Below are 24,338 nucleotides of genomic sequence, written 5' to 3'. Positions count from 1 at the left end.
GTTTTCCATGACGCTTTCGATGTACCAGGCCTCCGTTCCCGTGTTCGTGCGCGCACTGTCCAACCTCGGCCACGTGCTGAAGAAGGGTGAGGCGCACGCCCGCGCCAAAGGCGTGACCGACGAGGTGCTGCTGGGCACCCGCCTGATCCCCGACATGCTGCCGCTGGTCAAGCAGGTGCAGATCGCCTGCGACATGGCCGCGCGCGGTGCCGCCCGCCTGGCCGGCGTGGAACCGGCATCGTTCGAGGACAACGAGGCCACGCTCGACCAGCTCCATGCGCGCATCCGGCGCGCGATCGACTACGTGCAGGGCTTCCAGGCCGACCAGATCGACGGCAGCGAGGGTCGCCAGATCCACCTGAAGATGCGCAACGGCGAACTGGACTTCACGGGCCAGGATTACCTGTTCACCTTCGTCCTGCCGAACCTGTACTTCCACTGCACGACCACCTACGTGATCCTGCGCGAGGCGGGTGCGGAACTGGGCAAGACCGACTTCATCGCCGGCGCGCAGCAGTAGGCGCCCCGCCCGGCGCGACGGTACGCCGTCGCGCCGGACTGAACGCGCGCGAAGCGCCGGTTTTCCGGCACGTCGCGAAGCGTGACGGCGCGCACATTCGCCGTCGATGCATGGCGCGACCCCTGCTTGTCCCTGCGCGAGTTTCCCGAAACCTCGAGCAGATCCATGGACAGCTTCTACGAATGCATCATCGCCGGCGGCCCGCAGCACGGGCTGGTCTTCAAGCGCCCGCTGGACGCGCGTCATCCCACGCCGCTGGCGATCGTCACCGACGACGGCCAGCTGTGTACGCCCGCGGCGCGCAAGTTCGGCACGCGCGTGGTGCTGTTGCACCCGCACGCCACCGGCGAGCAGTTCCTGACCATCCTCGCGGCGTGAGTGGCGTGCTGCGTCAGTACCGCCCGGCGACGCGCAGGTGGCGGTTCGGACCGGCCATGGCAGCGCCTGCCGCGCCGCGTCACCCGGACTCGCCTTGTTCCGGCGCGCCCGACGCACGGACAATACGCGGCCCGGCCTAGCCCGACCGCTCCCGGTCGTGGCCGCCTGATCCGTGCGAACCCATGCTGCGACTGACCGACCTCAAGCTCCCGCTCGACCATCCGCCCGCGGCCCTGGCGGCGGCGATCCTCGCGCGGCTCGAGCTGCCGGCCCCGGCGCTGCGCGGTTTCACCGTATTCCGCCGGGGCTACGATGCCCGCAAGCGTGGCGCCATCGCGCTCATCTACACGCTGGACGTGGATGTGGCCGACGAAGCGGCCGTCCTGGCCCGCTTCGCCGACGACCGCCACGTGCAGCCCACGCCCGATACGACCTACCACCCGGTCGCCCGGGCGCCGGCCCGGCCCGGGCATCGGCCGATCGTGGTCGGCTTCGGCCCCTGCGGCATCTTCGCGGCGCTGATCCTGGCCGAGATGGGCTTCCGCCCGATCGTGCTCGACCGGGGCAAGGCGGTGCGCGAGCGCACCCGGGACACCTGGGACCTGTGGCGCAAGCGCCAGTTGCACTCGGAGTCGAACGTGCAGTTCGGCGAGGGCGGCGCAGGCACCTTCTCCGACGGCAAGCTGCACAGCCAGATCTCCGACCCGCACCACCACGGCCGCAAGGTGCTGACCGAGTTCGTCAAGGCCGGCGCACCGGAGGAGATCCTCTACGTCAGCAAGCCGCACATCGGCACCTTTCGCCTCGTGACGATGGTGGAAAACATGCGCGGCACGATCCGGGCGCTCGGCGGCGAGATCCGCTTCGACCAGCGCGTGGATGACCTGCTGATCGAGACCGCGGCCGACGGCACCCGCCACGTGCGCGGCGTGCGGCTGGCCGACGGCGGCGAGCTGCGCTCGGACCACGTGGTGCTGGCGGTGGGCCACAGCGCGCGCGACACCTTCGAAATGCTGCACGCGCGCGGGGTCTACGTGGAAGCCAAGCCGTTCTCGATCGGCTTCCGCATCGAACACCCGCAGTCGCTGATCGACCGCGCGCGCTTCGGTCCGCAGGCGGGCCACCCGGTCCTCGGCGCCGCGGACTACAAGCTGGTCCACCATGGCAACAAGGCCGGCCAGAGCGGCCGCTCGGTGTACAGCTTCTGCATGTGCCCGGGCGGCACCGTGGTCGCCGCCACCTCGGAGCCCGGCCGGGTGGTGACCAACGGCATGAGCCAGTACTCGCGCAACGAGCGCAACGCGAATGCGGCGATCGTGTGCGGCATCACGCCGGCGGACTTCGCGCCCTACGGCGAGGGGCCGCTGGCGGGGATCGCGCTGCAGCGGCACTGGGAGTCGCAAGCGTTCGCCATGGGCGGCGGCGACTACAGCGCGCCGGGCCAGCGCGTGGGCGACTTCCTGGCCGGCCGGCCCTCGCGCGAGTTCGGCGAGGTGCTGCCGTCGTACAAACCGGGTGTGCACCTGACCGATCTGGCTCCCGCCTTGCCCGACTACGCGATCGGCGCGATCCGCGAGGCGCTGCCGATGTTCGACCGGCAGATCCGCGGTTTCGCCATGCACGATGCGATGCTGACCGGCGTGGAAACGCGCACTTCCTCGCCGGTGCGGGTCAAGCGCAACGATGGCGACTACCAGAGCCTCAACACGCGCGGGCTGTTTCCCGCCGGCGAAGGCGCCGGTTATGCCGGCGGGATCCTTTCGGCCGCAGTGGACGGCATCCGCGTGGCCGAGGCGGTGGCGCTCGCGATCACGGGGCCGGAACAACCCCGCGCGACCTGAAGCCCCTCCCTTCCCGGAAAAGGGTTGGGTGAGGGGCCGGGAACCCCGTTTGCGCATCCGCTCCGTAGGCAATGCGTCGCAAGAGCGACCCCTCACCCCAGCCCTCTCCCCGGAGGGACGAGGGCGTAGAAGTCTGGCGGGAACTCAGTCGGCGCGGCCCTCGCGCCCCAGCCACTTCCCGATCGGCGCCGGATGTCCGAGCAGGTAGCCCTGCCCCAGTTCGCAGCCCATCGCCAGCAGCGCCTCGCGCTGGGCCTGCGTCTCGATGCCCTCGGCGATCACCTGGATGTTCAGCGCGCGCGCCAGTGCCAGGATGGCGGCGACCACGGTGGTCGCGGTGGCGTGCTCCTCCTCGCCCAGCGCGTGCACGAACGCACGGTCGATCTTGAGCATGCGCAGCGGTAGCGAATGCAGGTAGCTGAGCGAGGAATAGCCGGTCCCGAAATCGTCCAGCGCCGCGCCTACGCCGATCGCGCGCAGGCGCTCGAGCATGGTGCGCACCTGCTCGGGATTGTCCAGCAGCGAGCCCTCGGTGACTTCCACGATCAGTCGCCAGGGCGGCAGTCCGGTGCGTTCGAGCAGGCGCACCAGGCGCGCGTCGAAGTCCCCGTGGCGCAGGTGCAGGGCAGATACGTTGAAGGTCAGGAAAGTGTCGGTGGCGCCCAACTCCAGGAAACGCTCGCAACCGCGCTCGAACAGCCGCCAGTCGATCGATTCGATGTGCCCGCTGTCGTGCGCCACCTTGAGGAAATCGGCCGGCCCCAGCACGCCCAGCACCGGATGGTTCCAGCGCAGCAGCGCCTCGTAGCCGACCACCGCACCGTCCGCCAGTCGGCAGAACGGTTGCAGGTAGGGCTCGAACTCGTCGCGCGCCATCGCCTGGCGCAACTCGCCCTCCATGGTCAGCACGTCGATGACGTTCTTGGCCAGCGTCTCGTCGAACAGCTCGTAGCGCTTGCGCCCCTGCTCCTTGGCGCGATACAGCGCGATGTCGGCATCGCGCAGCACCTCGTCCGCCGTGACGTAGGTTTCATCGCCGATCGCGATGCCCATGCTGGCCGAGGGCGCCAGTTCGCGCCCGGCGATCTGCATCGGCACGCTCAGCGCGTCGAGCACGCGCTGCGCGACCGCCACCGCGGCGGCGGGGATCTCGATGTCCTCCAGCAGGATCGCGAACTCGTCACCGGACAGTCGCGCCACCACGTCGGGCTCGCGCACGCAATCGTGCAGGCGGTGCGCGATCTCCTTGAGGAAGGCGTCGCCGGCCAGGTGGCCGAGGCTGTCGTTGATGACCTTGAAGCGGTCCACGTCCAGGTACAGGAGGGCGCAGCGGCGGCCCGGCTGGCGCTGCAGGATGCCCAGCACGCGCTCGAGCCGGTCGCGCAGGAAGCCGCGGTTGGGCAGGCCGGTGAGCGCATCGTGCATCACCTCGTGCTTGAGCTGGCTCTGCACGCGCTCGCGTTCGGCGATCTCCTGGCGCAGCTCCTTGGTGCGTTCGGCCACGCGCAGTTCCAGTTCGGCGTACGCGCGCTGCAGCGAGACGGCGGCGCGGCGGCGATGGATGCTGTTGGCGATCTGCAGCGCGGCGAAGGTGAGCAGTTCCTGGTCGGCCTGGTCGTAGTCGACCGAGGAGGTGTAGCTCTGCACCGCGACCAGGCCGATCGCCTCCTCGTCGACCCGCAGCGGCACGCCCAGCCAGCACACCGCCGGGCGACCGACGCGGACCAGGTCGACCTCGTCCCGCCGCGCGAGCTCCAACGTGTCCTCGTGGAAGGCCAGCAGCGGCTGCCCGCTGCGCAGCACGTACTCGGAGAGGCCACGGCCCAGCGGGCGCTCCTGCGCCTTGCGCACGCCCGCGTCGACGTAATAGGGGAACACCAGCTTCTGGCGGTCGTCCGAGAGCAGCGCGATGAAGAAGTTCTCCGCGGTGATCAGCTCGCCGACCACCGCGTGCGTGCGCTCGTAGAACTCCCTCTCGTCGATGTCGGCGGTGGCCAGCTGCGCCAGGTGGTACAGCGCCGCCTGCAGTCGCTCGGCGCGCTGGCGCTCGAGCACTTCCTGCTGCAGGCCGCGGTTGGCCTCGGCCAGTTCCTGCGTGCGCAGGCGCACGCGCGCCTCCAGTTCGTCCTTGCTCTGCTTGCGTTCCAGCGCGGTGAGCACGTGGCTGCCGACGAACTCCAGCAGCGCGCGGTCGTCCTCCGAGAAGCCGATGCCGGCCTGGTAGCTCTGCACCACCAGCGCGCCGTGCACCTGGCCATCGCGCAGCATCGGCACGCCCAGCCAGTCGATGGCCTCCGGGCCGGAAGGCGAGAAGGTGCCGCTCACCTGCCGGCTGATCTGCTCCAGGCTACCCATCAGGGCCTTGCCGCCGGTGAGCAGGTGCCAGGTCAGCGAGTTGCGCAGGCTCTGGAGCGGTACGTCCTGGCTGGTGTCGGGCGCGTCGGTGTCCTTGACGTCGGCGTAGTAGATGAAGCGCATCGTGCCCTGGCCCGGGTCACTGCGCACGATGAAGAAGTTCTCGCCGTACATCAGCGTGCTGATGATGCCGTGGATGCGCTTGAGCATCTCGGGCATGTCCAGGTCCGAACCGGCGAGGTCGGCAATGGCGAACAGCGCGCGCTGCAGCAGTTCGGAACGCGCCAGCTGCTTGTGCGAATCCTCCAGGTCGGCCAGCTTCTGGGCGCGCTGCATGTACGGGCCAGCCAGCGCCAGGAACGGTTCGAGCCGGGCGAGCAGCGGGTCGGCCGCCTGGCCACGCTCCAGTTCGAGCACCAGGAACGCGCGTTCCGGGGGCAGCAGGCGCAGGACCAGCTCCTGCCCCTCGCGCACGGCGCCCCGCGTGCCCGATGCCAGCAGCGCGCGGGCGCGGCGGATACGCTCGTCGTCCGGCGCACGGCCGCTGCTGCTGTAGGCACGCGGGAGGCCGCTGCCGGTCCAGGCCACGAAGGCGTCGCGGCAGCCGGCGAGGTCCCGGGCAAAGGCGGCGACGACCATCGCGACGTCGCCGGGGGTGATCGCCGCCACCAGGCGGGTCAGCCAGGTCGCTTCGTCGCCCTGCGACGGCGCGAGGGGCGTGGGGCGGGCAGAGCTCATCCGCGCAGCCCACGTCGCCGGAACCGGTCGCCGCAGCCACCGGTCCGATCACGCGCCAACACGCCACCACAACGCCGAATCATGGGAATACCGTACTCCCCCCGGCTCGAACCCACCCTTGATGCATACCACAAGATCGGCCGCGGCGAACCTATCTTGAGCCGCATGCAGCGGAACCTGCCACGGCGGAACCCGGTCGCGCGGGCTAGAATCACGCGATGCTCACCCACGCCACCAAGGACGCGATCCGCGCCGCCTACACGCGCCTGAAGGAAGGCCTGCCCGGCTTCCGCCCGCGCGCCGCGCAGGGCCGGATGATCGCCGAGGTCGCCAAGGCGCTGGCGGCCGAGGGTGGCGCGGCGGTGGTCGAGGCGCCGACCGGCACCGGCAAGTCGATGGCCTACCTGATCGCAGGCATGCAGGTGGCGCGCGCACACAAGAAGAAACTGCTGATCGCCACCGCCACGGTGGCGCTGCAGGAGCAGTTGGTGGAGCGCGACATTCCGCTGTACCTCAAGCTCGACGGCAGCGAGGCGAAGGTCGCGCTGGCCAAGGGCCGCGGCCGCTATCTCTGCCCGCGCAACCTGGCAATGGCACGCCAGGGCATGGGCGCGGAAGGCAGCCAGCTGGGCCTGGGTTTCGAGGCGGATCTCGCGCTGTGGTCGAAGCCGCCGGCCGAACGCGACAAGCAGGCGCTGTCCAAGCTCGCCGGCGCATTCGAGCGCGGTGAATGGAACGGCGACATGGATGCGGCCCCGGAGCCGGTCGGTGACGTGCTGCGCCCCCTGCTCACCACCAGCGCCGGCGGCTGCACCGGGCGCAAGTGCATTCATTTCATGAATTGCCCGTTCTTCGCCGCACGCCGCGCCGTGGCGGACGCCGACCTGATCGTGGCCAACCAGGACCTGGTGCTGGCCGACCTCACCATGCCCGGCGAGGACGAGGGCTGGGGCGGCGTGATCCTGCCCAAGCCGGCCGAGACGCTGTACGTGTTCGACGAGGCGCATCACGTGCCGGCCAAGGCGATCGACCGCGGCGCCGCCGAGGTCTACCTGGGCGCCAGCGTGCGCCAGTTGAGCCGGCTCGCGCGGCAGGTGCACGCGGCCTACTCGCTCACCGACAAGGAGTCGCTCGGCAAGCTCACGCTCGATGCCGGCGATGCGAAGCTGCAGGAGCTCTCCGACGGGCTGGAAGAACTGGAAAAGGCGATCCGCCTGGCGTGGCTGCCCGACCCGGCCGAGAACGAACCGATGTACCGCGGCTCGCTCGGCCAGCTGCCGGAGGACTGGGTGCTGCAGGCACAGGCGCTGCACGTACAGACCGCCGAGATCCAGCGCTGGCTGACCGCCGTGCGCCGCGCGGTGGTCGAGATGACCGACGGCGGCCCGACCCAGGAAGCGCTGGCGCGCGAGCTGGGCATGGCGCTGGAGCGGCTGGACCGGCAGGAGCGCACCTGGCGCGCGTGGGCGGGCGAGGACGCCGACAACGCGCCGCCGCTGGCGCGCTGGGTGACCCTGGCCGGCGACCAGCAGCTGGTCTGCCACGCCTCGTCCGTCTCCGCCGGTGGACTGCTGCGCCACGTGCTGTGGAACAACGCCAGTGGCGTGGTGCTGACCTCGGCCACGCTGAGCGCCGGCGGCAACTTCCGCGGCTTCGCCGACGCCGTCGGGCTGCCCGACGACGCGGTCACGCTGAGCCTGCCTTCGCCGTTCGACCTGGCCGCACAGGCGCGGCTGGAAGTGCCGGCGATCGACGTGCTGCCGGATGCGCGCGAGGCGCACGCGCAGGCGATCTGCGACTGGCTGGCCGAACACCTGGACTGGACCGCCGGCAACCTGGTGCTGTTCACCTCGCGCGCCAAGCTCGACCGCGTGCTGCAGCGCCTGCCGATCGACAAGGTACGCAAGGTGCGCGCGCAGGGCTCGCTCGGCAAGGCGCAGCTGATCGCCGAGCACATTGCCGACGTCGAGGCGGGCAAGGGCAGCACGCTGTTCGGCCTGGCGTCCTTCGGCGAGGGCCTGGACCTGCCCGGCAAGCTGTGCGAGACGGTGGTGATCACCCAGCTGCCGTTCGCCGTGCCGACCGACCCGGTCGGCGCTACCTATGCCGAATGGCTGGAATCGCGCGGACGCAACCCGTTCATGGAAGTGAGCATCCCCGAGGCGACGCGCCTGCTCACCCAGTACTGCGGCCGCCTGATCCGCAGCGAAACCGACCGCGGGCGCATCGTGCTGCTGGACCGGCGCGTGGTCACCAAGCGCTACGGCGCCGGCATGCTGCGCGCGTTGCCGCCGTTCCAGCGGGTGATCGAGCGCGCCGCCTGAGCGGTCACCGCTCGACTCCGGCGATGCGCCCGGCGCGGTGCCGGCCACGACCTCTACAATGAAATGATTACTTCCCCGGGACCTGCCGTGTCCGAGTCGATTTTGCACCTGCGCGACTGCCCCGCCCGCCCCTGGAAGAATGGCCTGGGCCGTACCCGCGAACTGGCCGTGGCACCGCCGGGCGCCGGCATGGACGGGTTCCTCTGGCGGGTGAGCGTGGCCGAGGTCGACAGCGCCGCACCGTTTTCCGCCTTCCCCGGCATCGACCGCACGATCGTGCTGCTGGAGGGCGGGGGCTTCACCATGGCGCTGGACGATGGCCGCCTCCATGCGCTCACCGAGCCGTTCGCGCCGTTCGCCTTCCCCGGCGAGACGCAGGTCGCGGTGACCCTGGCCGACGGCCCCACCCGCGACTTCAACCTGATGGTCCGACGCGACCGGGCCCGCGGTCGCGTCGCGGTGTGGCACCACCCGGACCATGCCCGGCTGCACGCCGACACGGTGCTGCTGTACTGCGCACGCGGCCGCCTGCAGCTGGACGGAGACACCCTGGGGGCAGGCGATGCCTGGCTGCGCCCGGCAGGGGCAGCGGCCCGGCTCGGACTGGCGCCCGGCAGCGTGGTGCTCGCCGTGGAGGTCGCGCCAGCCGGCTGAACCACCGTGCGTGCGGGCTGCCATCGTCACGGCGGCTCGCCCCACCGTGCCTATGATCGGCCCACCGGTTCAAGGAGAAACACGATGCAGCTGATGATCTACGGCCTGTTCGTCCTCCTCGGCGTGCATGTGGTGCCCCTGGTCTTCCCGCGCTGGCGCCAGCGACAGATCGGCCGTTTCGGCGAACGGAGCTGGAAGGGCGTGTTCGCCCTGGTCGCACTGGCCGGCCTGGTGCTGACCTGCATCGGTTTCGGGCAGGCGCGGCGCCTGCCACTGGTGCTGTACGCGCCACCGCCGGCCATGGACCACCTCAACGCGCTGTTCACCCTGGTTGCGTTCGTCCTCACCGCCGCCGCGTACGTGCCGCGCAACCACATCAAGGCGGCCGTGGGCCAACCCATGCTGCTGGGTGTCGCGGTGTGGGCCTCGGGCCACCTGCTCGCCACCGGGTTGCTGCACGACGTGGTGCTGTTCGGCGCGTTCCTCGCCTGGTCGGTGCCGATGGCCATCTGGCTGCGCCAGCGCGAACGGCTGGAAGGCGTGGTCCATGCGCCCGGCACGCTGCGCGGGGACGTGGTCACCGTGGTGATCGGCGTCATTGCCTGGGGGTCGTTCGCGTTCTGGTTGCACCGCTGGCTGATCGGGGTCGACCCGATGTCCGGCATGCATTGAGAAAGCCCTCGCCCAGTCGCCACGGGCATTCCCGGGCCCGCGCGCCCGCGGGGTGCCGCCAGTCATCTACGCGGTGCCTGCCGGCTCGCGCTAGAGTGTTTTCTTCCCACCACCCGAGGTCCGGTCATGGTCGGTTTCCTGCTCTGGTTGCTGCTGCTCGTGTTCTGCTGGCCACTGGCGTTGCTGGCGTTGGTCCTGTGGCCGATCGTCTGGCTGGTCTCGCTGCCGTTCCGGCTGGTGGGCATCACCCTGCATGCGGTGTTCGCCTTCCTCGGCGCGCTGCTGATGCTGCCTGCCCGCGTGCTCCGCGGCCGCCCGGCCTGACGTGGACAAGCCGTTCGCACCCGCCTGCGAACGCAACCGCGAGCCGATCCTGGCGGTCCTGCGCGAGGCCTTCGCTTCCTGCAGGCGCGTGCTCGAGATCGGCAGCGGCACCGGCCAGCACGCGGCGCACTTCGCGGCGGCCATGCCCTGGCTCAGCTGGCAGTGTTCCGATCGTGCGGCGCAGCTGCCGGGCATCCGGGCATGGCTGGACGAGGCCGGCTTGCCGAACACGCCCGCACCGATCGAGCTGGACGTGACCGGCACCTGGCCGGCCACGCGCTACGATGCGGTATTCAGCGCCAACACGCTGCACATCATGGGCTGGGCGGAGGTGCGGGTGTTGTTCGCGCACCTGCCGGCCATCACCGCGGACGGCGCCATGCTGGCGATCTACGGCCCGTTCAACCGCGACGGGGAATGCACCAGCGACAGCAACGCTGCCTTCGACCGTTCGCTCAGGGCGCGCGATCCGCGCATGGGGCTGCGCGATGCCGCGGCGGTGGACGCCCTGGCGCGGGAGGCTGGCTTCGCGCTGCTGGAGGACCGCGCGATGCCGGCGAACAACCGCTGCCGCCTGTGGCGCCGCCAGAGCACTGCGGCGCGGGCTCCGTGACCGTCGCCGATGGCGCGCGCTTGACGCCGGATTGATCCCGCCGCGCGCCTCATGGACTGCCTTCGTTGTCCAGGCCCTCCATGCAACAGCACACAGGCAGGCGATCGTCGCAACGCACCCCGCGCCCCGGCGGCGCGGCGAGACGTGGCGTGGAGGCGGTTCCGTGGCTGGACCTGGAGCGCTACATCGGCCGCTGGCACGGCCTGGCCTGGTTGCCGCTGCCGTTCCAGCGCCGCTGCGCGGGCGAGCTCACGCTGGAGTACGCGCCACGCGACGACGGGCTGGTCGCGGTGGTCAGCACCTGCCGGGGCGAGGACGGCCTGCTGAGTGAGGCGCACGGCGTGCTGCGCCAGCCCGAGCCATTGCGGGAACCGGCCAGGCTGCAGCTGCGCTTTGCGCCGGCCTGGCTGGAACGGCTGCGCTTCGTCTGGAACGACCACTGGGTGATCGGGCTCGACCGGGACTACCGCTGGGCGGTGGTCGGCGAGCCGCGGCGGCGCTACCTGTGGATCCTGGGCCGCGAACCACGCATGGATTACCACCTGCTCGAGGAACTGAAGGCGATCCCGCGGCGCATGGGCTATGACCTGGCGCCGCTGCTGGTCTCGCGCCAGCGCTTCGACTGAACGCCGCTTTGCATTTTTCCGCCGAGGCGTCAGGATGGCCGCAGCATTTCCCCGCGGACCCTGCCCACGTGCGCGCCGTCGACACCCTCACCCCCTGCCCTTGCGGCAACGTTGCCGGCTACGCGCGCTGCTGCGGGCCGCTGCACGAGGGAGCCCCCGCAGCCGACGCCGAGGCACTGATGCGCTCGCGCTACAGCGCCTATGTGCTCAAGCGCGAGGATTACCTGCTGGCGACCTGGCATCCCAGCACGCGGCCGGCGCACCTGAAGCTGGCCACGCAGCAGCCGGCACCGAGCTGGCTCGGGCTGTCGGTCAGGCGCCACGAAGACGGCACCAGCGAAGCGCTGGTCGAGTTCATCGCCCGCCTGCGTTACGGCGGCGGGCGCGCGCAGCGCCTGCACGAGGTGAGCCGGTTCCGGCGCGAGGACGGCCGCTGGTATTACGTGGACGGCGAGATCCTCGCCTAGCAAACGCAGCCCTTCGAAGGGGCGCATCGGTGCACACCGGGGGGTGCCCGGGTGAAGACGCGTGGCCGGGCACGGGTGCGCCCCGGCCGTGTTCCGGCGTGCCATGGACTAGAACCCCGCGACACCCGCCGCATGCAAACGCGCAGCGAGCCTGCCCACTTCCGGATGCCGGAAGAACGCCTGCAGCCGGGCGGCATGCCCGGGACCCACGCCAGGCTCCTTCTCCCACGCGGCGGCGTCCCGCGCGGCCAGCGCACGCCAGTCGGTCAACTCGGCCGCACCCGCCGGCGGCATGCCCAGGGCGCGCAGCCACGCCGCGAAGCCCGCGGTGCGGCTGCGGGCGAACGCCTGCGCCAGGTGCTGGGCGCGGGCGCTACCAATGCCGGGCACGGCGGCCAGCCGCGCGGGCGTAAGCGCGAGCCAGTCGAGCAGTCCATGCACCTGCCCGGCATCCACCAGTGCCCGCCAGGTCGCCTCGCCCATGCCGTCGATGTGCAGGCCCTGGCGGCCGCTCAGCCACACCAGCCTGGCCAGGAACTGTCGCTCGCAACCCGCCTGCGGGTGCCAGCAGTCCAGTCCATCGCGCGACGGTCCCCGCGGCATGGCGACCGCGACACGCTCGCGGGTGCGCCACACCACGCCATCGAACCGCGGGATGGTCAGGCCGGCCAGGGACAGGGCGACCTGGTCGCCGGGCCGTGCGTCGAGCTTGCGCCAGCGCGCCAGCGAGCCGACGGCCACGCGCCGGACGGTGCGGTCGTCCAGCACGACCGGCTCCAGCTCCAGCACTACGCTGATGCGGCCGCGCCGGCCGCGACGGAAGTCGACCGCGCGTACCGTCGCCAGCGCCCGGGCCGGCGGGTATTTCCAGGCGATCGCCCAGTCCGGTGGCGCGGGTTGCCAGTCGGTGCCGCGCGGCCGGTGGCCCTGGCGCAGCACGGTGCCGTCGGTGGCGAAGGGCAGCGCCTGGCGGTACCAGCGCTCCCGCCAGCGCCTGACCTCTGCCAGGCTGGTCACCGGCCGGGTGAGCGCCGCGCTGGCGCCGAAGCCCATGGCCTGCAGGCCGGCCAGGCGGGCGTGCATGTCGGCCGGCCCGCTCGGCCAGTCCCAGACGAACAGGCCGATGTGCGCCGCGGCCCGCGCATCGAGCGGTTCGCGCGCCAGCGCGCCAGCCACGTCCGCCCGTGCCCGCACGCCGCCGTCGACAGCCTGGCGATGCCCCGGCAACCGCCACACCAGCTCGCCCTGCAGCACCACCCGCGCGGGCGCGTGCGCGAGGCGCTTAGGTACGGCGGCGATGCGCTGCACCTTGGCGGTCCAGTCCGAGCCATGCAGGCCGTCGCCACGACTGACCGCCTGGCGCAGCCGCCCGTCCCGGTACAGCAGCGTCACCGCCACGCCATCGGCCTTGGGCTGCACCCACAGGTCGCGGTTGCCCCGCGCGCTCATCCACGCCTGCACCGCGGCGCCATCGGGAAGCTTGGCCAGGCCCGTCTGGGCGACCGGCGTGCGCACCGGACCGGTCGCGTCGGCCAGGTGTGCCAGCGCCGGCGGCGCCAGTCGGGGGAAGCAGGCGCGCCAGCCTTCATAGCGGGCCAGGGCCTGGTCGTAGATCGCATCGTCGACGGGCGATCGTCCCCCGGTGCGATAGGCGTGATTCCAGCGGTCGAGCTGGTCGTGCAGCGCGTGCAGTTCGCGCGTGGCGCGCGACGCATCCCAGGCCGGGCAGCCAGCCAGGCATGGCCTGATCAGCAGGCATCCGGCCAGCATCCACCAGCGCCATCCATGTCGCATCGGTCGCTTCCTCGCGTGTGGCAGGTCCGGGAGGGTAGCGTTGCAGAGAGGTGCCGGAGCATCGGCAGCCACCGTCTGGCCGCGTAGGACGCGCCCGATCGATGGGTCAGCCGACGGCGGGGGCCCGGTGCGGGGCCCGGGCGAGCCCCGTCGCCCCGGTCCCACCCTCGCCCCGGGGGTAAGGGGGGATCGCGCGAGCCCGTCGCCTGCGGGCAGGCACGCCTACCACGCCAGGTCAGTCTGGCCGTCCGGACGTCCATCCGGGCCGAAGCGCCGCTCGACGATCCGGCCGTGGCCCGAATGCCCGATCATCACCAGCGTGCTCGCGCGGGTGCCGTAGTCGCGCCCGCTGATGAACGCCGGCGAGAGCCGGCGTTCGCGCTCACGGCCGATGCCGGTGTCCGGCAGTTCGTGATCGGGGGCCGGCTGCTCGTCCGCCAGGGCCGCGAACAGCGGGGTGACATCCTCCGACGCCCCATCCAGCCACGCCTGCAGCCGCGCCATCAGCTGGCGCGTCTTCGGCCAGGGCGTGTTGAAGTCGGCATTGGACAGGCCGTGCACGCCGGGCGCCACCGCCTGCGCGCGCGGCGCGGGCCGATTGCCCAGGTAGAACGCCGCCTCGGCGTCGAAGGTAAGCAGGTTGAACGGACGGTAGGCCGCGGCCGTCTCGCACAACACGTGCGCATGCGCACTGGCACCGGCCTGGCCGCGCAGCCAGTCGGTCACCAGCAGGCCGCGCGAGAGGCCCTCCTGCGGGAGACGCGGATCGCGCACGTTGGTGACCACGCCGCACCGCCCGCCCGCGGTCACCCCGAGCCAGGTGCCGCCGGCCTCCAGATCACGCCCGGCGATCACCGGGATGTCCTCCCAGCGGGTGAGCGGTGCGCTCGGTCGCGCGTGGTATTCGTCGCGGTTGGCGACCAGCACCAGCCGCCAGCGCGGGTGGACGTTCCAGGCGAAAGCGGTCAGGCACATACGCGGTTCGGGCCGACGGAGGTAGCGCTATTGTGACCCGGCAAAAAAAGGCGCGCCGGGCGGCGCGCCCCCAAGGCCCGTTTCCACGGGCTCACATCTTGTACTTCACGCCCACCGTGTAGAAGCGCCCGACCATGCCCATCTGCGACCAGGTCGGGTTGTAGTTGACCCCGGCGTAGTTGGCCGGGTCGAAGGGCGCATGGCGGTCGAAGGCATTGAGCACCGACGCGTAGACCGAGAAGTGGTCGTTGAAATCGTAGTTGCCGGTCAGGTCGAACTGGGTCCAGGCGCCGACGTGGCAGCTCGGCGGGAACGGATCGCCGTTGTCGTCGGTGGAGATGCAGCCTTCGCCGGCATCCGGCGAGGTCATGCTGATGCCGCTGGTGTAGTACAGCGTGCCGGTGACCGTGGCCGGACCGAACATGACGCTGTTCGACCAGGTCGCGCGGTCGCGCGGCGTGCCGGCGCCAGAGGACACGGCATACACGCCGTGCGTGCCGACGAAGCGCTGCACCGTGCCGTCCTGCAGGGTGAGGTTCCACTCGAAGATGCGCGTCGCGCTGAACTCGCTGCGCAGCTTGACGTTGCCGCCGAAGTCGAAATTGCCGATCAGGTCCAGGTCGACGCCCTTGGTCTGCAGCGAGTTCTGGTTGACGTACGGCGCCTGCACCACCACCGGCTTGGGCAGCAGCGTCGGATGCTCCGGATCGGGCACGTCCGGCACGATCGCCGAACCCGGCGGCAGCGGCTGGCCCGCGAAGTAGGCGTCCAGCACCGCCTGCGGGTCGAACTGGCCGATCACGCCGGTCTTCTTGATGTCGTAGTAGTCCAGCGACGCGCTGAACTGCGCCGCCGGCTGCCACAGCACGCCGAACGTCCAGCTCTTGGACTTCTCCGGCTTGATGTCGGGGTTGCCGATAGTGTCGAAGGCCAGGCTGTACGGGCGGGTATAGGCATCGCTGCCGTGGGCCGCCACGTAGTCGTCGGGCAGGTTGTAGGTGGCGAAGCCCTCCGACTCGCTCGAGCCGTTCTCGGCGAAGCTCGGCGCGCGGAACCCCTTCGACCAGGTGCCGCGGATCGCCAGCGACTCGATCGGCTTCCACTTGAAGCCCAGCTTGGGCGAGAAGTTGCTGCCGAAGTCGGAGTACCGGTCGTAGCGGCCGGACACGTCCACTTCCAGCGACTCCAGGAACGGCGCATCCAGCTCGACATAGGCGCCCTTCACCGTGCGCTTGCCGAAGGTGTGCGCCACGCCCAGGCCTTCCGCGGCCAGGCCCGGGTTGAGATCCGGGTCGGACTGCTTCTCGCGGCGCAGGTCCACGCCCGTGGCCAGCCCCAGCGAACCGCCCGGCAGGTCCATCAACGGGCGCGTGACGTGGAAGTCGAGCGACTGCAGGTCGGTGGTCGAGCGCTTGTGCAGCACCGGCGCGAGCTGGGCGAGCAGCTCGGGCGAGTTCTGTGACGGGTCGATGAAGTTGTAGGTGCCGTTGTTGACCGCACTGATCAGCGCGGCGTAGTTGAGGAAGCCGTAGTTGTTGACGTCCAGCGAGCTGTGGTTGAGCACCAGCGCGCTGTCGTAGTTCCAGTCGCCCCACACGCCGTGGATCCCGCCGACCAAGCGCACGTTGTCGTTGACGTTCTTGGCGCCGCCGGGGATGTCGCCGAAGGCATAGGTGATCAACGCGGGCTGGCCGGGGAACGGGTTGTTCGGGTTGTCCGAACCGTCGGGCAGGGTCGCCGGCAGCACGATCGAACGGGTGTTGACCGGCGTACCGGCACGGATCTGCGGCGGCACGGCGGCCGCCTCCACCTTGTTGTGGTAGTAGCTGCCGCTGACGTAGGCCTCGCTGGTGTCGCCCACCTTCACGGTCAGGCGCCCGTAGACGCCCGCGCGTTCCTGCTTGGGCGCCAGGTCGACGTAGTCGGCGATCTGGTTCTGCTCGCAGCCGCTGCCGAGCGGGTTGGTCACCAGCGTCGAGCCGGGCCCGCACGGGCGCAGCGGCTGCCACAGCGCGCCGGGCACCGCGGTACCGGTCTGCTGGCCGCCCGTCCCGGGAAGACCGGGGTCGGCGGGCTGCACCATGCCCCAGATCGAGCCGGTGTTGAAGCCGGGCTGGCCCCAGTTGAGGTCGCTGCCGCCGCCGGGGCTGAGGTCGGTGGTGTTGTAGGGATAGCCGCGGTCCCGGGCCCAGATGCGGTCGTCCTTCTGCGCCTCGACGCTGCCGTAGGCGTTCCAGCCGTTCTCCTGCAGGTCGCCGCCGCCGAACAGCAGCGTCACGCGCCGCGTGGTGCCGCCGCCGCGCTGCGAGGTGCCGACCTCGGCGGTACCCTCCAGGCCCTTGTAGTCGTGCTTGAGGATGATGTTGACCACGCCGGCGATCGCATCCGCGCCGTACAGCGAGGAGGCGCCGTCCTTCAGCACGTCGATGCGATCGATCGCGTTGACCGGGATGGTGTTGAGGTCGACGAAGGTGCGCTGGCCGTCGTCCGCCAGCGGGTAGTTGGTCGAGCGGCGGCCATCGACCAGCACCAGCGTGGAATTGACCGTCAGCCCGCGCAGCGCGACGCCGGCGGAGCCGGCGGCGAAGCCGGCGGTGAAGGCGGTCGGAATCGAGCCGCTGTTGTCGGCCGAGATCGCGCGCACCACGTCGCTGACGGTCTTCAGGCCACTGCGCTGGATCTGCGCCGCGGTGATCACGGTGACCGGCGAAGGCGTCTCCACGTCGATACGCGGGATCGCCGAGCCGGTGACCGTGATCGTCTGCAGTTGCTGCGCCTGTTGGGGGTTGGCCTGCTGCTGGTCCTGCGGTGGTGGCGCGGGGACGGGGGCGTCGGCAGGCGGAGGGGTCTGGGCGTAAACGGAACCTAGGGGCGTCAACAGCAAAGCCAACGCCGTAGCGAGCTTGTTCGGCTTCATGACTCGATCCTCGGTTGTGGGGGTGCGCAATGCGCCCGAGGACTGCGGTGTTGGGATGCGCCGCCGGTCTACGGGCGAGGGGAATTGCGCGATGGAGAGTCTTCCACTTTGCACCCGCACTTACAAGCAATTAACGCTGTCTGGCGGTTTCCGAAACGCAGCCCCGCGTCGCGCAACGAAATGCCTGTGTGGCGGGCTTTCGCAGGCACCCTGGCGCCTGCCTGTATGGACGCCTGGACGTCCATACGTTCACAGCTCCATCCGCACGCCGACGAGCACGCTCCGTCCGGGCGCCGGCTCGTAGTAGCGGCCATTGCCGTCGTTGACGATCACCGAGCCGACGGTGCGACGGTCGAACAGGTTGTCGACCCGTGCGGAGAGATGCAGCCGGGCATCGCCGAGCGCCAGGCCGTAGCCGAGGTCGACGCCCGTGCGCAGGTAGCCCGGGGCCATGGCGCTGTTGCGATCGTCCACCGGCACGGCGCCCACCCCTTCGAACTCGATACCGCCGCGCCAGCCCAGTTCGCCGCCGCGCTCGAGGCGCAGCGAACCGTAGCGGCGCGGCACCCCGGGGATGCGTGTGCCGGGCGGGACCGGCAGGTCGGGGGCAAGGCAGGGCGTGTCGGCGCAGGCCAGGAAGCCGCTGCGGAAACGCGCATCCAGCCAGGTCATCCCCAGTTGCAGGCGCCAGCCGGCGCCGAGTTCGCCATCGACCGCCAGTTCCGCGCCCTGCCGGCGGCTGCGGCCGACGTTGCGATAAGTGGAGCGGCCATCGTGGTTGCTCGCCACCGCCAGTTCGTCGCGGCTGTCGGCGCGGAACAGCGCGAGCGCGGCGCCTAAGCCATTGCGCGACTGCCATTTCACGCCCAGCTCGCCGTTGCGGCTGCGCACCGGGGCCAGGTCGAGCGCCAGGCCCGCGCCACCGTCGCGGCGGTAGCCCAGCTCGTTGAAGGTGGGCGTCTCGAAGCCCTCGCCGTAGCTGGCGTACAGGCGCAGCTGCGCGTTGGGCCGGTAGTCGATCCCCGCCACCGGCGTGGTGGCGCGATAGCGCACCCGGCCGCTGTCGTCCGGGTTGGCGGCGGTGACGTAACGGTCGCGCGTGCGGAAGGCCACCTCGCTGTGGCGCGCACCGAGCAGCAGCGCCCAGCGCTCGGCGAGGTGCCAGTACAGCTGGGCGTACTGGTCGAAGGCCTGCACCCGGTCGCGCTCGTCGCGGCGCAGCGCGCCGGCCACGCCAAGCGTGTCGCCGACGAAATTCTCGTAGCCGCGCCGGTGCTGGTCTTGCCCGTCCCAGCTCGCGCCCAGCACCCATTCCAGTGGCCGCCCGAGCGCCTGGGCGCGATGGGTCCAGCGCGCGTCGGCGCCCCCGTAGCCCCCGGCCAGGTCGATCACGCCGCCGGCGCTGAGCGGGCTTTGCTGCGCCATGGCCGGGATCGACAGAACCTGGGTCACCTCGCGCCGGCCGGCATAGCCCATCAGGCGCACGCCATCGCGCGCGCCTTCGGCGTTCCAGACCGCGCCCAGTTGCTGCTGCCGCACGCTCTTGCGTGTATCGAAGGCGAAGGCGGGGGCGGCCGCCTGGCGCGGATCGGTCCGCCACTGCGCCCGGGTGAGGCCCAGCGGGTCCTGCGCCTGCGGTTGCGCGAGCGTGTTGACGAGCAGGGTCAGCGTACGTCCCGCGCCGAGCTGGAAGCCGAGCCGGGCGTTGCCCGAGGTGCGCTGCGCGCGGCTGTGCGCGCGGAAGCCGTCGGTGCGAAAGTGGCCGACCGCCACGTTGTAGTTGAGCGGGCCCGCGATGCCCCGCGCCTCGGCACTCGCGCGCCGGCTGGCGTCGGCGCCGACGAACGCTTCCAGCGCGCGCACCGGTACCGGACCGCCTGCGGCGGTCCACACCTGCACCACGCCGCCGGAGGAGTTCCCGTACAGCGCCGAGAACGGCCCGCGCAACACCTCCACCCGATCGGCCGCCGCCAGCGCGATGTGCGAGAGCTGGCCCTGCCCGTCCGGCATCGTCGCCGGAATGCCGTCGACGTACAGGCGCACGCCTCGCACGCCGAAGCTTGCGCGCGCGCCGAAACCGCGGATCGACAGTTGCTCGTCCTGGGCGTAATCCTGGCGGTTGCGCGCCAGCACCCCGGGCACCCCGACCAGTGCCTCGGACAGGTTCACGCCGGGCTTACCGCTGGCGCTGGTGGCCACCGGCACGCGCGCGAGGGCGGCCGGCAGGTCGAGCGGCGGGATGTCCAGCCGTATCGCCTGCACCGGTACCGGCGGCAGCTCCGTGACGGCCTGGGCCGCCGCCACCAGCGGCCACCCGAACGCCGTGATCGCACCCCACGCCAACAGCCTGCCCATTGCACCGCCTGTTCGATATCCGATCGAGCGATGGTAGCGGCCGCCCGTGTAGGGTCCGTCGCAGGCGGGCACGGGCATCAGGCCGGGCGATGCCCGCATCGCCGCCTATGACGCGTCCGCTTCGGGGATAATGGTTTCCCATGCGCCGCCCTACCCTTCGTGTCCTCGTCCGCCTGCTGGCCCTCGTCGCATTGGTCGCCGCCCTGCCGGCCCTTGCGCAGGAATCCTCCCTGCACAAGCAGGCCCAGGCCCGGCAACAGCTGGCTGAGCTTCGCAGCAAGATGGAGGCGCTGGCCCGCGAACAGGCGCAGACCGCGGCCCGCCGCGACAGCGCCAACGCCGAACTCGCCCGCCAGGCCCACGCGCTGGCCGACGCCGCCCGTGCCCTGCGCGAGGCCGACGCCGCACTGGCGGCCAAGCAACAGGAGCTGGAGCAACTGCAGCAGCAGCGCACCGGGCTGGAGCAACGCCTGGCCGGCCAGCGCGCGGCCATCGCCGACCTGCTGCGCGCCACCTACATGCTCGGCCGTGGCAGCGACCTGCGCCTGCTGCTGGGCGACCAGGACCTCGCGCAGATCGCGCGCACGCTCGTCTATTCGAAGTACTTCCAGCAGGACCGTGCCGCCCGCGTCGCCAGCCTGATGGGCGAGCTCGGCCACCTGCAGGAGCTGGAGGCCCGGATCACCGCCGAGCAGCAGGCGCTGGCCGCGACCCGGACCGAGCGCGCGGACAAGGCCCAGGCCCTGGCCGCGCAGCGTGCCGCGCAGCAGAAGCTGGTGGCCCGCGCCGACGCCAGGTACAAGGACGAGGCGCAGCGCCTGGCCGCGATGAAGCAGAACGCACAGTCGCTGGACCGCCTGGTCGACAAGCTGCAGCGGGCCATCGACGAGGCCGCCCGCGAGGCCGCGCGCAGCGAGCGCGCGAGTCCCGCCGGGCCCAGCCGCGCCGGCGGCAAGGCCGACATCCGCGGCAACCTGCCCTGGCCCGCCAGCGGTGCCGTGGTGAGCTACGGCAACGGCGTGCTGATCAAGGCCGGGGCCGGCAGCGAAGTGCATGCGGTGGCCCGCGGCCGGGTGGTCTATGCCGCATTCCTGCGGGGCTACGGGCTGCTGGTGATCCTCAACCACGGCGACGGCTGGCTGAGCATGTACGGCAACAACGAAAGCGTGCTGCGCCGGGTCGGCGACCAGGTGGAGGCCGGCGAAGCGATCGGCACCGCCAGCCCGCCCACTGGCGTGAACACCGGCGTGTACTTCGAACTGCGTCACAAGAACAAGCCGGTCGACCCGCGTGGCTGGCTGGCCAGGCGGCGTTGACGCCTTTTGCGCCCCGCCGCAGGCTAGCTTCGGAACGACCGCGCTCCCGCGTGGTCGAAAGCCGCCGGATACCCAGGAGTCTTCGCATGCATCCGATCCCCCGTGCCCTGGCCTGCGCCGTGACCGCCGCGCTGGCTTTCGCGCCACTGCACGCGCAGGAGGCCGCGGCCAGCGCCTCAAGGCCGGCGGCGCCGGCCACGGCGGCGAGCGCACCCGAGCCGGTCGACCTGGAAGACGTGCGCAACTTCAGCCGCGTCTACGAAGTGGTCCGCCAGGCCTACGTCGAGCCGGTCGACAACAAGACCCTGATGAAGGCGGCGATCAGCGGCATGCTGAGCGGGCTGGACCCGCACAGCGAATACCTGGACAAGCAGGGCCTGCAGCAGCTCTCGGAGGACACCACCGGCCAGTACAGCGGGCTGGGCATCGAGGTGCTGGAGGTGGACGGCACGCTGCGCATCATCGCGCCGATCGACGACACGCCGGCGGCGCGGGCCGGCATCAAGCCGGGCGACACGATCGTCAAGATCGACGGCAAGGCCGTGGACCCCGAGAACGTGGACGACATGTTCAAGCTGTTGCGCGGCGAACCGGGCAGCAAGGTGACGTTGTCGATCCTGCACGAGAAGAGCGACAAACCGGTCGACCTGCCGCTGGTGCGCGAGCGCATCTCGGTGACCAGCGTGAAGCTGCGCGAACTGCAGCCGGGCTACGCCTACATCCGCATCAGCCAGTTCCAGGAAGACACCGCCGACGACCTGGAGCGCAAGTTCGCCGCCTACGTGGCCAAACACGGCCAGCCCAAGGGCGTGGTGCTCGACCTGCGTTCCAATCCCGGCGGCCTGCTCACCTCGGCGGTGGCGGTCAGTGACGACTTCCTGGACGCCGGCGGCATCGTCAGCACGCGCGGGCGCCTGGCCGATGCCAACCTGAAGTTCGACGCCCACCCGGGCGACCTGCTGCAGGGCGCGCCGATGGTGCTGCTGGCCGACAATGGCACCGCCTCGGCCGCGGAAATCGTCGCCGGCGCGCTCAAGGACAACCGGCGCGCGCTGATCGTGGGCCGGCGCACCTTCGGCAAGGGCGTGGTGCAGACCGTGCTGCCGCTGGATGCCAACCACGCGGTCAAGCTGACCACCGCGCGCTACTACACGCCCAACGGCACCTCGATCCAGGCTGAAGGCATCAAGCCGGACATCGCGCTGGCCGAACTCACCGTCAACAAGGCCGACAGCCAACCGGAGCTGATCAACTCGGAGGCGGACCTCAAGCACCACTTGGCCAACGAGGACACCGCCGCCGCGCAGGACATCGACAACGACGGCAGCGCCGAGAATGCCAAGCTCGCCACCGAGGATTACGCGCTGGCGCAGGCGCTGAATATCCTCAAGGGGCTAGCGCTGGGGCATCGCACGGGCGCCGCGCAGTAGCGCGCGCCCGGCTCCCTCTCCCCCGCGGGGAGAGGGAGCGGCGCGTCAATCCGATGCCTCGTCGCGCGGCTTGACCAGCCAGCGCACCGCCAGCACGCCCAGTTCGTAGAGCAGGCACATCGGCACCGCGAGCATGACCATCGAGGTAATGTCCGGCGGCGTGATCACCGCGGCGATCGCAAACGCGCCGACGATGGCGTAGCGGCGCATGCTGCGCAGCTTGGCGACATCGACCACGCCCACCGCGGCCAGGATCACCACCGCCACCGGCACCTCGAAGCACAGCCCGAAGGCGAAGAACATCAGCATCACGAAATCGAGGTAATGCGTGATGTCGGTCATCATCTCCACGCCCACCGGCGTCACCGCGGTGAGGAAGCGGAACGCCGCCGGCAGCACCAGGAAATAGGCGAACGCGCAGCCGACGTAGAACAGCACCAGCGCCGCCAGCAGCAGCGGCCGCGCCAGGCGCTTCTCGTGCTTGTACAGGCCGGGACTGACGAACGCCCACAGCTGGTAGAGGATCACCGGCATGCTGGCGAACAGCGCCGTGTAGAAGGCGAGCTTGAGCGGCGTGATGAACGGGCTGGCGACCTCGGTGGCGATCAGGTGCGCGCCCTGCGGCAGGTGCGCCACCAGCGGCGCGGCCAGCAGCGTGTAGAGGCGGTTGGCGAACGGAACCAGCGCCAGCAACACGATCAGCACCGTGGCGCAGGCCCTGAGCAGGCGCGAGCGCAGTTCGATCAGGTGGGAGAACAGGCCCTGCTGCAGGTCGACCTGCTCGGGCTCAGGCGATGCCATGCGGATGTTCCTTCACCGGCGCGTGCTCCGGGTCGCCGGCGAACAGGTCGCCGGTGCGCGTGTCGCGCTCGGGCGGCGCCTCGTCGCCCTCATCGCCCTCGTCGACGGCGGGCTGGGCCAGGCGACCCGGTTCGGCGTGGGGCCCAGCCCCCGGCGCGGGGGACGGCGTCGCCACCACCGAGCCGACCGCCTCGCGCACGTCGCGGGCGGTGGCGTTCATCTGCGCCTGCGCGGCCTCGGCACGTGCGGCGGCCTCGCGCGCGGTGCGCTTGATCTCCTCGATCTCCAGCTCGCGCTCGACCTCGGCACGCACGCTGTCCCAGGTATTGCGCACGCGGCGCACCAGCGCGCCGGCGGTGCGCGCCGCGCCTGGCAGCTTTTCCGGGCCGAGCACCAACAGCGCAATAAGCGCCAGCAGCAGCATCTTGCCGAAGCTGATCTCGATCATCGCCGCGCCACCGCGCGCTTACTTCGTTTCGCTGGTGTCGCGCGCCTTGCTGGCGGTGGCGTCGGCGGCCGGCGGGTCCGCGCGAAGCTGTTCCTGCGCCTTGCGCTTGGCCTCGTCCTCGTCCTCGTCACCCTGCATGGCCTTCTTGAAGCCACGCACGGCGTTGCCCAGATCCGGGCCCATCTTCGCCAGCTTGCCGGTGCCGAAGATCACCAGCACCACGATAAGCAGGATGATCCAATGCCAAAAACTGTCCAGACCCATGACTTCAAACCTCTGACGGACTGTGCCGAAAACGCTGTGCTGCCAACCGGTATGCCGGCAACGGGATCAACGCGCAGTGTACTCCTCAAGCTGGTCGCGGAAGTCCACGACCGCGCCCGGCACATTGCTGACGCCGCCTTCGAAGATGCGCCGCGGCGTGATGCCCGAACCGTACACGGCCTCGTTGGCGTCGTAATCGATGCGCAGCACCGAGCCGTCCAGTGCCACGCCGGCGAACAGGCCGCGCGAGCGCGAGTAGGAATAGATCTCCGCCTTCATCTGCGCGTCGGTGGCGGCACTGGCGGTGCGTCCGACCGGGCCGGCGGCCGCGGCCGCGTCGGCGCCGAGGGTGAACTTGCCGTTGACGATCGAATCCACGCCCCGCTGGGTGCGGAACACCAGCACCACGTCGGTGGAAGACACGCCCGCCTGGAAGCCCACGCTGCAGCCGGTCAGAGTGATGAAGCTGGGGTTGGACCAGGTGCCGTCCGGGCTCTTCACCGAGATCAGCCCCTCGCCGCGGCGG

Annotated in this window: 21 protein-coding genes; 12 read left to right on the top strand and 9 right to left on the bottom strand. The window is 71.0% G+C overall.

Going from position 1 to position 24,338, the window contains the following annotated elements; genetic code table 11:
* Nucleotides 1-7 precede the first annotated feature (7 nt).
* From VFH59_RS05775 to VFH59_RS05765, 3 genes are all read left to right on the top strand, one after another.
* Nucleotides 8-520 (top strand): DUF1993 domain-containing protein, encoded by a 513-nt coding sequence (locus VFH59_RS05775; protein ID WP_325163935.1) that lies wholly within the window; start codon nucleotides 8-10, stop codon nucleotides 518-520.
* A gap of 165 nt (nucleotides 521-685) precedes the next feature.
* The gene (locus tag VFH59_RS05770; protein WP_325163934.1) at nucleotides 686-898 is read left to right on the top strand and encodes a hypothetical protein; all 213 of its coding nucleotides are present in this window, start codon (nucleotides 686-688) and stop codon (nucleotides 896-898) included.
* A gap of 182 nt (nucleotides 899-1,080) precedes the next feature.
* On the top strand, nucleotides 1,081-2,739 hold the full coding sequence (locus VFH59_RS05765; protein WP_325163933.1) for an NAD(P)/FAD-dependent oxidoreductase: 1,659 nt from the start codon (nucleotides 1,081-1,083) through the stop codon (nucleotides 2,737-2,739).
* Nucleotides 2,740-2,883: 144 nt separating this feature from the next.
* On the opposite strand, the gene VFH59_RS05760 is transcribed toward VFH59_RS05765, so the two are convergent.
* A complete protein-coding gene (locus tag VFH59_RS05760; RefSeq protein WP_325163932.1) occupies nucleotides 2,884-5,832 on the bottom strand; it encodes a bifunctional diguanylate cyclase/phosphodiesterase in 2,949 nt (982 codons plus the stop codon).
* Nucleotides 5,833-6,050: 218 nt separating this feature from the next.
* Between VFH59_RS05760 and dinG the strand changes: the two genes are divergently transcribed.
* The 7 genes from dinG (at nucleotide 6,051) to VFH59_RS05725 (ending at nucleotide 11,512) form a co-directional block, all read left to right on the top strand.
* Nucleotides 6,051-8,156 (top strand): ATP-dependent DNA helicase DinG, encoded by a 2,106-nt coding sequence (gene dinG / locus VFH59_RS05755; RefSeq protein ID WP_325163931.1) that lies wholly within the window; start codon nucleotides 6,051-6,053, stop codon nucleotides 8,154-8,156.
* A gap of 87 nt (nucleotides 8,157-8,243) precedes the next feature.
* Nucleotides 8,244-8,810, top strand: a complete 567-nt coding sequence (locus VFH59_RS05750; protein ID WP_325163930.1) for a HutD family protein — start codon at nucleotides 8,244-8,246, stop codon at nucleotides 8,808-8,810.
* 84 nt (nucleotides 8,811-8,894) lie between these two features.
* Nucleotides 8,895-9,482 carry an NnrU family protein gene (locus VFH59_RS05745; RefSeq protein ID WP_325163929.1) on the top strand — a complete coding sequence of 196 codons (588 nt, stop codon included), beginning with the start codon at nucleotides 8,895-8,897 and terminating at the stop codon, nucleotides 9,480-9,482.
* Nucleotides 9,483-9,608: 126 nt separating this feature from the next.
* A complete protein-coding gene (locus VFH59_RS05740; protein ID WP_091337779.1) occupies nucleotides 9,609-9,806 on the top strand; it encodes a hypothetical protein in 198 nt (65 codons plus the stop codon).
* A 1-nt stretch (nucleotide 9,807) separates the two neighbouring features.
* Complete coding sequence (locus tag VFH59_RS05735; RefSeq protein ID WP_325163928.1) at nucleotides 9,808-10,419, top strand: DUF938 domain-containing protein; 612 nt, start codon at nucleotides 9,808-9,810, stop codon at nucleotides 10,417-10,419.
* A gap of 80 nt (nucleotides 10,420-10,499) precedes the next feature.
* Nucleotides 10,500-11,045: a lipocalin family protein gene (locus tag VFH59_RS05730; RefSeq protein WP_325163927.1), complete on the top strand. Its 546-nt coding sequence runs from the start codon at nucleotides 10,500-10,502 to the stop codon at nucleotides 11,043-11,045.
* Between the two features lie 68 nt (nucleotides 11,046-11,113).
* A complete protein-coding gene (locus tag VFH59_RS05725) occupies nucleotides 11,114-11,512 on the top strand; it encodes a YchJ family protein (RefSeq protein ID WP_325163926.1) in 399 nt (132 codons plus the stop codon).
* 108 nt (nucleotides 11,513-11,620) lie between these two features.
* Here the strand turns inward: VFH59_RS05725 and ligB are convergent, their stop codons facing one another.
* The 4 genes from ligB to VFH59_RS05705 all read right to left on the bottom strand — a co-directional run bounded on the left by ligB (nucleotide 11,621) and on the right by VFH59_RS05705 (nucleotide 19,553).
* Nucleotides 11,621-13,306: an NAD-dependent DNA ligase LigB gene (gene ligB / locus VFH59_RS05720; protein WP_325163925.1), complete on the bottom strand. Its 1,686-nt coding sequence runs from the start codon at nucleotides 13,304-13,306 to the stop codon at nucleotides 11,621-11,623.
* Nucleotides 13,307-13,528: 222 nt separating this feature from the next.
* Entirely contained in the window at nucleotides 13,529-14,281 is a 753-nt protein-coding gene (locus VFH59_RS05715) for an NRDE family protein (protein WP_325163924.1), read from the bottom strand.
* Between the two features lie 91 nt (nucleotides 14,282-14,372).
* Nucleotides 14,373-17,198, bottom strand: a complete 2,826-nt coding sequence (locus VFH59_RS05710; protein WP_325163923.1) for a TonB-dependent receptor — start codon at nucleotides 17,196-17,198, stop codon at nucleotides 14,373-14,375.
* Between the two features lie 249 nt (nucleotides 17,199-17,447).
* A complete protein-coding gene (locus VFH59_RS05705) occupies nucleotides 17,448-19,553 on the bottom strand; it encodes a TonB-dependent receptor (protein ID WP_325163922.1) in 2,106 nt (701 codons plus the stop codon).
* 140 nt (nucleotides 19,554-19,693) lie between these two features.
* On the opposite strand from VFH59_RS05705, the gene VFH59_RS05700 reads away from it, so the two are divergent.
* Together VFH59_RS05700 and VFH59_RS05695 are read left to right on the top strand one after the other, a co-directional pair.
* Nucleotides 19,694-20,869: a murein hydrolase activator EnvC family protein gene (locus tag VFH59_RS05700; protein WP_325163921.1), complete on the top strand. Its 1,176-nt coding sequence runs from the start codon at nucleotides 19,694-19,696 to the stop codon at nucleotides 20,867-20,869.
* Nucleotides 20,870-20,955: 86 nt separating this feature from the next.
* Nucleotides 20,956-22,299: a S41 family peptidase gene (locus VFH59_RS05695; protein ID WP_325163920.1), complete on the top strand. Its 1,344-nt coding sequence runs from the start codon at nucleotides 20,956-20,958 to the stop codon at nucleotides 22,297-22,299.
* Nucleotides 22,300-22,344: 45 nt separating this feature from the next.
* Here the strand turns inward: VFH59_RS05695 and tatC are convergent, their stop codons facing one another.
* The 4 genes from tatC to VFH59_RS05675 all read right to left on the bottom strand — a co-directional run.
* Nucleotides 22,345-23,100: a twin-arginine translocase subunit TatC gene (tatC, locus tag VFH59_RS05690; RefSeq protein ID WP_325163919.1), complete on the bottom strand. Its 756-nt coding sequence runs from the start codon at nucleotides 23,098-23,100 to the stop codon at nucleotides 22,345-22,347.
* Nucleotides 23,087-23,548, bottom strand: coding sequence for a Sec-independent protein translocase protein TatB (gene tatB, locus VFH59_RS05685; RefSeq protein WP_325163918.1), 462 nt, complete (start codon nucleotides 23,546-23,548; stop codon nucleotides 23,087-23,089). The genes tatC and tatB overlap by 14 nt, the downstream gene beginning before the upstream one ends.
* 18 nt (nucleotides 23,549-23,566) lie before the next feature.
* Nucleotides 23,567-23,812 (bottom strand): twin-arginine translocase TatA/TatE family subunit, encoded by a 246-nt coding sequence (gene tatA / locus VFH59_RS05680; protein WP_325163917.1) that lies wholly within the window; start codon nucleotides 23,810-23,812, stop codon nucleotides 23,567-23,569.
* Nucleotides 23,813-23,878: 66 nt separating this feature from the next.
* Nucleotides 23,879-24,338, bottom strand: a 460-nt coding sequence (locus VFH59_RS05675) for a lipid-binding SYLF domain-containing protein (RefSeq protein WP_325163916.1), incomplete at its 5' end; no start/stop codon positions are given.

Source organism: Frateuria sp. (genome assembly GCF_035695185.1).
Lineage (GTDB): Bacteria > Pseudomonadota > Gammaproteobacteria > Xanthomonadales > Rhodanobacteraceae > Frateuria_A.
The sequence above is the reverse complement of the archived record's forward strand: the minus strand, read 5'-3'. Positions and strand labels throughout refer to the sequence as shown.

Excerpts from the sequence above, each read along its gene's own strand:
- VFH59_RS05775 (WP_325163935.1), top strand. The coding sequence starts at position 8 with ATGACGCTTTCGATGTACCAGGCCTCCGTTCCCGTGTTCGTGCGCGCA.
- VFH59_RS05770 (WP_325163934.1), top strand. The coding sequence starts at position 686 with ATGGACAGCTTCTACGAATGCATCATCGCCGGCGGCCCGCAGCACGGG.
- VFH59_RS05765 (WP_325163933.1), top strand. The coding sequence starts at position 1,081 with ATGCTGCGACTGACCGACCTCAAGCTCCCGCTCGACCATCCGCCCGCG.
- VFH59_RS05760 (WP_325163932.1), bottom strand. The coding sequence starts at position 5,832 with ATGAGCTCTGCCCGCCCCACGCCCCTCGCGCCGTCGCAGGGCGACGAA.
- dinG (WP_325163931.1), top strand. The coding sequence starts at position 6,051 with ATGCTCACCCACGCCACCAAGGACGCGATCCGCGCCGCCTACACGCGC.
- VFH59_RS05745 (WP_325163929.1), top strand. The coding sequence starts at position 8,895 with ATGCAGCTGATGATCTACGGCCTGTTCGTCCTCCTCGGCGTGCATGTG.
- VFH59_RS05740 (WP_091337779.1), top strand. The coding sequence starts at position 9,609 with ATGGTCGGTTTCCTGCTCTGGTTGCTGCTGCTCGTGTTCTGCTGGCCA.
- VFH59_RS05730 (WP_325163927.1), top strand. The coding sequence starts at position 10,500 with ATGCAACAGCACACAGGCAGGCGATCGTCGCAACGCACCCCGCGCCCC.
- ligB (WP_325163925.1), bottom strand. The coding sequence starts at position 13,306 with ATGCGACATGGATGGCGCTGGTGGATGCTGGCCGGATGCCTGCTGATC.
- VFH59_RS05715 (WP_325163924.1), bottom strand. The coding sequence starts at position 14,281 with ATGTGCCTGACCGCTTTCGCCTGGAACGTCCACCCGCGCTGGCGGCTG.
- VFH59_RS05710 (WP_325163923.1), bottom strand. The coding sequence starts at position 17,198 with ATGAAGCCGAACAAGCTCGCTACGGCGTTGGCTTTGCTGTTGACGCCC.
- VFH59_RS05705 (WP_325163922.1), bottom strand. The coding sequence starts at position 19,553 with ATGGGCAGGCTGTTGGCGTGGGGTGCGATCACGGCGTTCGGGTGGCCG.
- VFH59_RS05700 (WP_325163921.1), top strand. The coding sequence starts at position 19,694 with ATGCGCCGCCCTACCCTTCGTGTCCTCGTCCGCCTGCTGGCCCTCGTC.
- VFH59_RS05695 (WP_325163920.1), top strand. The coding sequence starts at position 20,956 with ATGCATCCGATCCCCCGTGCCCTGGCCTGCGCCGTGACCGCCGCGCTG.
- tatC (WP_325163919.1), bottom strand. The coding sequence starts at position 23,100 with ATGGCATCGCCTGAGCCCGAGCAGGTCGACCTGCAGCAGGGCCTGTTC.
- tatB (WP_325163918.1), bottom strand. The coding sequence starts at position 23,548 with ATGATCGAGATCAGCTTCGGCAAGATGCTGCTGCTGGCGCTTATTGCG.
- tatA (WP_325163917.1), bottom strand. The coding sequence starts at position 23,812 with ATGGGTCTGGACAGTTTTTGGCATTGGATCATCCTGCTTATCGTGGTG.